This is a genomic window from Nocardia miyunensis NBRC 108239 (assembly GCF_001613065.1).
GTDB classification, from domain to species: Bacteria; Actinomycetota; Actinomycetes; order Mycobacteriales; family Mycobacteriaceae; genus Nocardia; species Nocardia miyunensis.
This window is the reverse complement of the sequence record NZ_BDBQ01000009.1, coordinates 157229-166339: the sequence shown is the minus strand read 5'-3', so window position 1 is coordinate 166339 and position 9111 is coordinate 157229. Positions and strand designations below refer to the sequence as shown.

The window sequence follows — 9111 nt, the reverse complement described above, 5'->3', positions numbered from 1 at the left end:
CACGGCACGAGCGGATCGTCGAGGGAACCGGCCGGGCCGTGCAGTATGTGGCCGGGCGCCGGTGGGAGGTTTCGGCGGCCGGGTTCTGGCAGCCGCATCGCGGTGCGGCGCAATGCTATTCGGATGTCGTCGCGGAGTGGGCGGATCCGTCGCCGGGGATGCGGGCCTGGGATCTATACTGCGGCGCAGGTGTTTTCGCCGCGCGGATCGGGTCCGCGGTGGGGTCGAACGGCGCGGTGTCCGGTGTCGAGTCGGCGCGGACGGCCGTGGCGGACGGTTCCGCCGCGCTCGCCGACCTGCCGTGGGTGAGCCTGGACGCGCAGCGCGTCGAACGCTGGCTCAGCGACGGAATCACCCGTGCCGCGCCGGATGTCGTGGTCCTGGACCCGCCGCGAGCCGGTGCGGGCAAGACGGTGATCACCCCGCTGACCGCAGCCCGGCCCGCGCGCATCGTGCACATCGGTTGCGATCCCGCGGCTTTCGCCCGCGACATCTCGCTCTACCGCGCGCACGGCTACGCACCCACCCGCCTGCGCGCCTTCGATGCCTTCCCCGCCACACATCACGTCGAATGTCTGGCGCTGCTCGAACCGCTCGAGGCCTGAGCGTGTCCCGCTCGACCGTCGTCGCGTACGCGGCCGTCGATTCCGGTGGCGCGGACCGGTGTTCGCGGTCGCGGCATACGTCCGGTCACGCGGTGCGCAAGCTGTCGGTGGTCACGGCCCGGCCGGTGCGGATCGGTGTGCGCGGCAGCGGCGCACTGTCTGGTCGGCAGGGCCGCCGCGTGTCGACGACGAGCCGAAAGTGTGAAGTGCGTCGCTTCGGTGATCGGGTCACCTCGGTGTCTCGGTGCGGCGGTGCGTGATCCTGTACGTGAGCAGTGATCCCGCCGTGTCCGCTTCGTCCGGGCCGCGCCTCTCGTCGGCGTCGAATCCGGTGTGACGCAGCCAACGGATCGCCGGTGTGTCGCGGGCAGGTCGCTGTTCCGGTCATCGGTTCCCCGGATGGCTCCGTAGACTGTTCGGAACAGACGACACCTCCGGAGTAGGGAGCGATAGCGGTGGGAGTGCTTTCCCGGGTCGAGACGCCCGAGGACCTGCGCCGGCTGACGGCACCGGAATTGAGTGAGCTGGCGCGGGAGATTCGTGAGTTCCTGGTCCAGAAGGTCGCGGTGACCGGCGGCCATCTGGGGCCGAACCTGGGCGTGGTGGAGATGACCATCGCGCTGCACAGGATCTTCGACTCCCCGGCCGACCCGATCATCTTCGACACCGGCCACCAGGCCTACGTGCACAAAATGCTCACCGGCCGCAAGGACTGCTTCGACCGGCTACGCAAACAGGGCGGCCTGTCGGGCTATCCCAGCCGCGTCGAGAGCGCGCACGACTGGGTCGAGTCCTCGCACGCCTCGGCCTCGCTGTCCTACGCCGACGGTCTGGCGAAGGCGTTCGCGCTGACCAAACAGCGCCGCCACGTCGTCGCGGTGGTCGGCGACGGCGCGCTCACCGGCGGCATGTGCTGGGAGGCGCTGAACAATATCGCCGCCGGGCAGGACCGCTCGGTGGTGATCGTCGTCAACGACAACGGCCGATCCTATTCGCCCACCATCGGCGGCCTGGCCGATCGGCTCGGCGCACTACGCATGCAGCCCGCCTACGAACAGGCCCTCGACGCGACCAAACGGTTCGTGCAGGGGATTCCGAGGGTCGGCGGCTCGGCCTACTCGATGCTGCACGCGCTCAAGGCCGGGATCAAGGACGCCGTCGCGCCGCAGGAGCTGTTCAGCGATCTTGGCCTGAAATATTTCGGTCCGGTGGACGGCCACGACACCGTCGCACTCGAGGCCGCGTTCCGGCGCGCCAAGGATTTCGGCGGTCCGGTCGTGGTGCACGTGGTGACGCAGAAGGGCCGCGGCTATCAACCCGCCGAGGACCACGAGGCCGATCAGATGCATTCGATCGGCTCGATCGACCCCGAGACCGGGAAGCCCAAGGGCGGCAGTTCGGTCGGCTGGACCTCGGTCTTCTCCGAGGAGCTGATCCGTCAGGCCGAACAGCGCGAGGACGTGGTGGCCATCACCGCGGCCATGCCCGGTCCGACGGGGCTGACCCCGTTCGGGGAGCGTTTCCCGGATCGGATGTTCGACGTCGGCATCGCCGAACAGCACGCGGTCACCTCGGCGGCCGGTCTGGCGCTGGGCGGGATGCATCCGGTCGTGGCGATCTACTCCACCTTCCTGAACCGCGCGTTCGATCAGCTGGTGATGGACGTCGCACTGCTGAAGCTGCCGGTGACGCTCGTACTGGACCGCGCCGGTGTCACCGGTGACGACGGCGCCAGCCACAACGGCATGTGGGATCTGTCGGTGCTGGGCATCGTGCCCGGCATCCGGGTCGCCGCGCCCCGTGATGCGGCGACGTTGCGGGAGGAATTGGCCGAGGCGCTCGCCGTCGCCGACGGCCCGACCGTGCTGCGATTCCCCAAAGGCCCTGTCGCCGAGGACATCTCCGCGGTGGAGCGGCTGGACGGGGTCGACGTGCTGCGGATGCCCGAGGGCGGTTCGGCGCAGACCGTGCACGGTGACGTCCTGCTGGTCGCGGTCGGTCCCTTCGCGCGGACCGCGACGCAGGTCGCGGATCTGCTGGCGCCGGAAGGGATTTCGGTGACCGTCGTGGATCCGCGCTGGGTCCTGCCGGTTTCGGACACCGTCATGAAACTGGCCGAGAACTACCGCCTGGTGGTCACCCTGGAGGACGGCGGCGTGCACGGCGGCATCGGCTCCACGGTCTCCGCGCGGTTGCGCGCCGGCGGAATCGACGTGCCCACTCGCGATATCGGTGTGCCGCAACGGTTCCTGGACCACGCCTCCCGGGCGCAGATCCACACGGAGCTCGGCCTCACCGCCCCCGACATCGCGCAGCGCATCACCGCCTGGCTGGGCGGGGTCTGAGCAGCCGGTCCGCGACGGGGCACGAGCACGGCCCCGCCGCAACCGCACCGTCCGGGACAAGCCGAACGGTCGGCCTTGTCAGCTGGTCAGCCGCGTTCTCATCGGTCGCGGGCGGGCGGTGCGGGCTCGGTGGCGAACAGGGCCGCGGCCAGGGGAGCCACATCCAGTTCGCGCTGCCAGGGCCGGGCCCCGCAGGCGGTCAGATAGTCGTCGATGGCGCGAGCCGGGTCGTCCGGTACTGTGCCGGAACGGAATTCGGGCAGCCCGTCCCAGCAGAGGCGGCGCAGCAGGTCGGGGGTCAGCAGATTCTCCACCGGAACCGAATAGCGCGTCGACAGCTCGCCCATGGCGGCGCGGGCGGCGGTGAGCCGGGCCGAGGCGACCGGATCGCGCCGCTCCCAGCGGTTCACCGGCGGCGGGCCGTCGAAGGGCTGGCTGAGGGGGGGAAGTTCCGAATCGGGCAGGGCGCGTGCGCGTTCCACCGCACCGAGCCAGTCCCGGGAGTACCGGCGCTGGCGGGGGCCGCCGAAGACCGGCAGGGCGCGCAGGGCGGCGATGTTCTTCGGATCCGCGGCCGCCGCGGCGACGATCGCCGAATCCGGCAGGATCCGCGCGGGGGCGATGTCCCGGTTTCTGGCCAGATCGTCACGGGTGGCCCATAACTCGCGCACCACCGCGAGCTGGCGCGGGCGGCGCAGGGTGTGGATGCCCGAGGTGCGCCGCCACCGATCCGGCTTCGGCGCGCTGGGCTCGATCGTTCGGACGTGCTCGAATTCCTGTGCGGCCCAATCGAATTTGCCCTGCTCGCGGAGTGATTCGGCGACCGCGTCGCGCAGTTCCAGCAGCAGTTCCACATCGAGTGCGGCGTAGTTCAGCCAGTCGGCGGGCAGCGGACGGGTCGACCAATCCGCAGCTCCGTGCCCCTTGCGCAACTCGCGGCCGAGTAATTTGTCCACCATCGCGGCCAGGCCCACCCGCTCGAATCCGGCCAGACGCCCGCCCAATTCGGTGTCGAACAACCTCGCCGGGTGTAAACCGAGTTCGGCCAGCCCGGGTAGGTCCTGATCGGCCGAATGCAGTACCCATTCCAGATCGTTGATCGCCTCCGCCAGCGGCCCCAGCGCATCGGTCACCGGAATCGGATCGATGAGCACGGTGCCGGAACCCTTGCGGCGCAACTGAATCAGATAGGCGCGATTGGAATAGCGGAAGCCCGAGGCGCGCTCGGCGTCCACCGCCAGTGGTCCGGTACCGGCGGCCAATCGCGCCGCGACCTCTTCGACGGCCCGCGCCGTATCCGTGACCGGGGGCACGCCCTCGGCGGGTTCGAGCAACGGGACGGCGGCATCGTCCCGGTCCTCACCCTGGAATTTCGCGGATTCGTCGGCAACTGACATAGCCCAGAACTCTACGTCGCCGGTCAGAACTGGTCGTCGGTATTCTGCGGACGCGGAGGCAAATGGGTGATGCCCGCGGGCGGCAAACCGGCCGCATAGGCCAGCACTTCGCAGAATGCCTCGACGTGCGGTGCGAGCTCGGTGGAGTCCACCGTCCAGGAGGCGCGCAACTCTAGCTGATAGGCCCGCGGCGGCCCGGCGATATCGCCGTACCGGATCGAACTGGTGGAGGTGACCGTGCCGCCCAGCGCGGTGAAGGACTCCCCGCGCGATTCCAGCGCGTCCACCAGCCAGCTCCAGGCCACCTCCGGCAGCAGCGGATCCCCGGCCAGCGCCGCATCGATGTCGGCCTGGATATAGGCGACGAGCCGGAACACCCCGTGCCAGGCGTCCTGGCCGTTCGGATCGTGTAGCAGGATCAACCGGCCGAATGCGTCGTCCTCGGAATCGACCGGGATCACGTTGGTGTCCGGGTGCGTGACTTCGGCGCCGATGGCGTAGGAGTACGGGGCCAGGCGTTGCGGCGGCCGAATCGGTGCAAGCTCGATCCGGGGGTGCACGGAAGCGGTGCCCATCGCATCGACCGCGGCGCGAAACTGGGCGGGTTCGCCGGCTGGGCCCGGGGTCGGTGCGGCGCCGTCGCGGAAGTCGAGCGGTGTCACGAATGTGAACCTATCCCCGAACCCCCCGGCAAGACCGGAGGCGCGCCGTATTTCGGCCTCCGCTTCCCTGCGGCGGGTTCGCTGCGCCCCGATGGCTCCCCGCAAACCGGGTTGCATTCGGACAACGAGGTCGGGTGTGTCCGAGTTGAGGCTGGTGTTGCTGGTATAGGCCGGATGGGATGTTGTTGCCTCCGGGACCTGGGTAGGAGCGGGGTGTCGCATACGATGGCGGTGATGAGCACACCAACACGCCGCCGGTTGTCCGACGCACCGCTTCTCGCCGCCGCTACCGGGGCGAGCCCGAAGCGGCGTCCCGTCTGGTTCATGCGACAGGCCGGGCGGTCGCTTCCGGAGTACCGCGAGGTGCGTGCCGGGGTCGGCATGCTCGAATCCTGTTTCGATCCGGAGCTGGTCTGTGAGATCACCATGCAGCCGGTTCGGCGGCACGGTGTGGATGCGGCGATCTTGTACTCCGACATCGTCGTTCCGCTCAAGGCGGCCGGGATCGACCTGGACATCGTGTCGGGTGTGGGACCGGTGGTGGCCGATCCGGTGCGCTCGACCGCCGATGTGCGGGCGCTGCCGCGGCTGCGGCACGAGGAGGTCGGTGCGATCGCCGAGGGGGTGCGGCTGCTGGTAGGCGAGCTCGGCGACACTCCGTTGATCGGATTCGCCGGTGCCCCTTTCACTCTCGCGTCGTATCTGGTCGAGGGCGGGCCCAGTAAGAATCATGAGCGGACCAAGGCCATGATGCTCGCCGAACCGGACATCTGGCACGAGCTCCTCGGTGTGCTCACCGATATCACCATCGAATTCCTGCGCGCGCAGCTGGCCGCCGGGGTGGACGCGATGCAGTTGTTCGACTCCTGGGCGGGTGCGCTCTCGCTGGCGCAGTACCGCGAATTCGTCCTGCCGCACTCGGAGCGGGTCTTCGCCGAGGTCGCCGCGATTGCCGGACCCGGCGTGCCGCGCATCCACTTCGGCGTCGGCACCGGGGAACTGCTCGGCGCGATGGGCGAGGCCGGAGCCGATGTGGTCGGCGTGGACTGGCGCGTCCCGCTGACCGAGGCCGTGCGCCGCGTCGGCCCCGGAAAGGCGTTGCAGGGCAACCTCGATCCCGCCACGCTGTTCGCCGGGCCCGAGGTGCTCGAGCGCGAGGTGCGCCGCATCGCCCACGAGGCGGACGAGGCGATCACCCTCGGCGCGGCAGGCCATATCTTCAACCTCGGTCACGGCGTCCTGCCTGATACCGATCCGGGCGCGCTCACCGCCGCCGTCGACCTGATCCACAGCTTGCCGGTGTAGGGAACCGGGCCCGCGGCAGGCGCACTCGTACCGGACAAGCGAGCACTGTCGCCGTGATATCCGATGCGAGGGACCTATGCGGTTCGGTCGCACGGTGGGAGATCGGTGTTTCGAATGTCCGTCCGGTTGCGCTGTGCGAGACGAACGTCACGGCAAGCTACGAGTCGGGTGACCGTTGCGGTGGGCGGCCGGTTCGCCGAGTAGGTTCGGTACGGGCTGGGTGAGGCAGGTTCGCCGGTGTGGTGAGGAGTGGTCGATGCGGGTCGTGGTGGTCGGTGCGGGGATCAGCGGTCTGGTCGCGGCCTATCGGTTGCGGGCGGTGCTGGGCTCCGAGCTGGAGCTGGTGTTGGTGGAACGGCGCGAACGGATCGGCGGCACACTGCACACCGGTACGCTCGCGGGCGGGCCGGTGGATCTGGGGGCGGAGGCGTTCGTCGGGCGACGGCCCGAAATCCCCGCTCTGCTAGGCGAATTGGGCCTCGAGGACCAGCTGGTACATCCCTCCGGGCTTCGGCCGCTGATCTGGTCCGGCGGCACGGCGCATCCGCTGCCGACGGGCACGCTGATGGGCATTCCCGCACAGGCGGAGTCCATGGCCGGACTGGTCGACGAGGCGACGCTGCGGCAGATCGCCGAGGAACCGGCCCGACCGCTGCACTGGGCCCCCGGCGGCGACATCTCGGTGGCGGAGCTGGTAGCCGAGCGATTCGGCGCACAGGTGGTGAGCCGCAGCGTCGAGCCGCTGCTGGGCGGAGTCTATGCGGGACTGGCGAATTCGATCGGGGTGCGGTCCGCACTGCCCGGCTTGGCCGCCACGCTCGACGCGGGCGCGGCGAATCTGTCGCAGGCGGTGTCGCGGGCGTTGCCGCCGCCATCGACCGCACCGGTCTTCGGCGGCATCCGCGACGGTTACCGCGTCCTGCTCGACGCGCTGCTGGCGGCGGCGGCCCCGCAACTCGACATCGATACCACCGCAAAGGATCTGACCCGCACCTCGCACGGCTGGCGGCTGGAACCGGTGGGAGAGTGCGACGCGGTCGTCCTCGCCACGCCCGCGCCCGTCACCGCCGATCTGCTGGACTCGGTCGTGCCCGAGGCCGCCGGCGCGGCCGCGCGGATCGAGCTGTCCTCCTCGGCGGTGGTGGCACTTGCCCTGCCGGTGGACACGCCACTGCCGGAGAATTCGGGCATCCTGGTCGCCACGGGAGAATCGTTGCGGGCCAAGGCCTTCACGCTCTCCAGTCGCAAGTGGCCGCATCTGGCCGGCCGCGACGTCGCGGTCGTGCGCGCCTCGTTCGGCCGGTTCGGCGACGACAGCCTGCTGGCGCTGTCCGATGCCGAGCTGATCGCCACCGCGACCGAGGATCTCGCGACGGTCACCGGGATCCCGGTGCGGCCGGTCACCGCCGCGGTCCAGCGGTGGCGCGGCGGCCTGCCGCAATACGCGCCCGGGCACACCGAGCTCGTCTCCACGATCGAATCGGCCGTCGCGGCGGTGCCGGGACTGGCCGTGGCGGGTGCCTACCTGCACGGTGTCGGGGTCCCGGCCTGCGCGGCGTCGGGGACCGCCGCCGCCGAGCGGATTCTCGCGGGGCGAACGAACTGAACCGAGGCCGATCGCGGGTGTCGTCATGCGGAAAACGTTGGCACACATGGCATTACAAGTCCACAACTATCCGATTGCCGCACCCCGTAGCCGGATCCGCACTCGATATCCGCGGCGTTTCCCCCGCTAAGCGGTGCGGCTGCGTGGCGGGACGACCCGCAGTGGCACCATAGGGGGTATGGCACGACTCGATTACGCGGCGCTCAATTCGACCATCCGGTATCTGATGTTCTCGGTGTTCCAGGTGCAGCCCGGGGTATTGGGACAGGACCGTGAGGCGGCGACCAAGGAGGCGCGCGCGTTCTTCGACGGTCTCGCCGACAAGGGCGTTGTCGTGCGCGGCCTGTACGACGTCGCCGGCATGCGCGCCGACGCCGATTTCATGGTCTGGTGGCACGCCGACAGTATCGAGGCCCTGCAGGCCGCCTACGCCGACCTGCGCCGCACCACCGAACTGGGCCGGGCCAGCGCTCCGGTGTGGAGCAACGCCGCGGTACACCGCCCGGCAGAGTTCAACAAGAGCCACATCCCGGCCTTCCTGGCCGGTGAGGACCCCGGCAACTACCTGTGCGTCTACCCGTTCGTCCGTTCGTACGACTGGTATCTGCTGCCCGACGCCGAGCGCCGCAAGATGCTCGCGGACCACGGTAAGGAAGCCCGCGACTATCCCGACGTGCGTGCCAACACCGTCCCCGCGTTCGCGCTCGGCGACTACGAGTGGATCCTGGCGTTCGAGGCGCCCGAACTGCATCGCATCGTCGATCTGATGCGCGATCTGCGGGCCACCGAGGCCAGGCGGCATGTGCGCGAGGAGATTCCGTTCTTCACCGGTCCGCGCGTCGAACTCGAGCAGTTGATGGCCTCGCTGCCCTGATCGATCGCGTCCCGCCGCATACCGGTTCGGGTCATGCATCGCGAGCCCCGGTAAATCGGGTCATGCGCGGTACCGGTCCCGAGCCGTACTGTTCCCCCGTCGTCTCAGTGTGTTGCGTCGTCCGAGGGGTGCAGGCGCAGCGAGATCGAGTTGATGCAGTATCCGACCGAACGTCGGCGGGCCGCCTGACCGGTGAGTGCGGCTTTTTCGGCTGGTCAGAGGAAGGATTGGTGTTCGACAGGGCGTCGCGGGAATCACTGAGAGGCCGCGTAGATCACGGACGATCAGCCTGAATTCGTTCGCGAAAACCTGCACGA

The 9111-nt window shown here is 69.5% G+C and carries 7 protein-coding genes; 5 read left to right on the top strand and 2 right to left on the bottom strand.

The annotated features are described in order from the left end of the window. On the top strand, positions 1-605 hold a 605-nt coding region (locus NM2_RS05245; protein WP_169816102.1), incomplete at its 5' end, for a class I SAM-dependent methyltransferase. 455 nt (positions 606-1060) lie between these two features. Then, the gene (gene dxs, locus NM2_RS05235; RefSeq protein WP_067664604.1) at positions 1061-2950 is read left to right on the top strand and encodes a 1-deoxy-D-xylulose-5-phosphate synthase; all 1890 of its coding nucleotides are present in this window, start codon (positions 1061-1063) and stop codon (positions 2948-2950) included. A 98-nt stretch (positions 2951-3048) separates the two neighbouring features. Here dxs and NM2_RS05230 read toward each other — a convergent pair whose 3' ends face one another. Next, on the bottom strand, positions 3049-4347 hold the full coding sequence (locus NM2_RS05230; protein WP_067664602.1) for an HRDC domain-containing protein: 1299 nt from the start codon (positions 4345-4347) through the stop codon (positions 3049-3051). A 23-nt stretch (positions 4348-4370) separates the two neighbouring features. Beyond that, on the bottom strand, positions 4371-4922 hold the full coding sequence (locus NM2_RS05225; protein WP_067664676.1) for a DUF3000 domain-containing protein: 552 nt from the start codon (positions 4920-4922) through the stop codon (positions 4371-4373). 312 nt (positions 4923-5234) lie between these two features. Between NM2_RS05225 and hemE the strand changes: the two genes are divergently transcribed. The 3 genes from hemE (at position 5235) to hemQ (ending at position 8794) form a co-directional block, all read left to right on the top strand. Beyond that, a complete protein-coding gene (gene hemE / locus NM2_RS05220) occupies positions 5235-6314 on the top strand; it encodes a uroporphyrinogen decarboxylase (protein WP_067664601.1) in 1080 nt (359 codons plus the stop codon). 256 nt (positions 6315-6570) lie between these two features. Next, positions 6571-7920 (top strand): protoporphyrinogen oxidase, encoded by a 1350-nt coding sequence (locus tag NM2_RS05215; protein ID WP_067664599.1) that lies wholly within the window; start codon positions 6571-6573, stop codon positions 7918-7920. A 178-nt stretch (positions 7921-8098) separates the two neighbouring features. Next, positions 8099-8794 (top strand): hydrogen peroxide-dependent heme synthase, encoded by a 696-nt coding sequence (gene hemQ / locus NM2_RS05210; RefSeq protein ID WP_067664597.1) that lies wholly within the window; start codon positions 8099-8101, stop codon positions 8792-8794. Positions 8795-9111 lie beyond the last annotated feature (317 nt).

Excerpts from the sequence above, each read along its gene's own strand:
- hemQ (WP_067664597.1), top strand. The coding sequence starts at position 8,099 with ATGGCACGACTCGATTACGCGGCGCTCAATTCGACCATCCGGTATCTG.
- NM2_RS05225 (WP_067664676.1), bottom strand. The coding sequence starts at position 4,922 with ATGGGCACCGCTTCCGTGCACCCCCGGATCGAGCTTGCACCGATTCGG.
- NM2_RS05215 (WP_067664599.1), top strand. The coding sequence starts at position 6,571 with ATGCGGGTCGTGGTGGTCGGTGCGGGGATCAGCGGTCTGGTCGCGGCC.
- NM2_RS05230 (WP_067664602.1), bottom strand. The coding sequence starts at position 4,347 with ATGTCAGTTGCCGACGAATCCGCGAAATTCCAGGGTGAGGACCGGGAC.
- hemE (WP_067664601.1), top strand. The coding sequence starts at position 5,235 with ATGGCGGTGATGAGCACACCAACACGCCGCCGGTTGTCCGACGCACCG.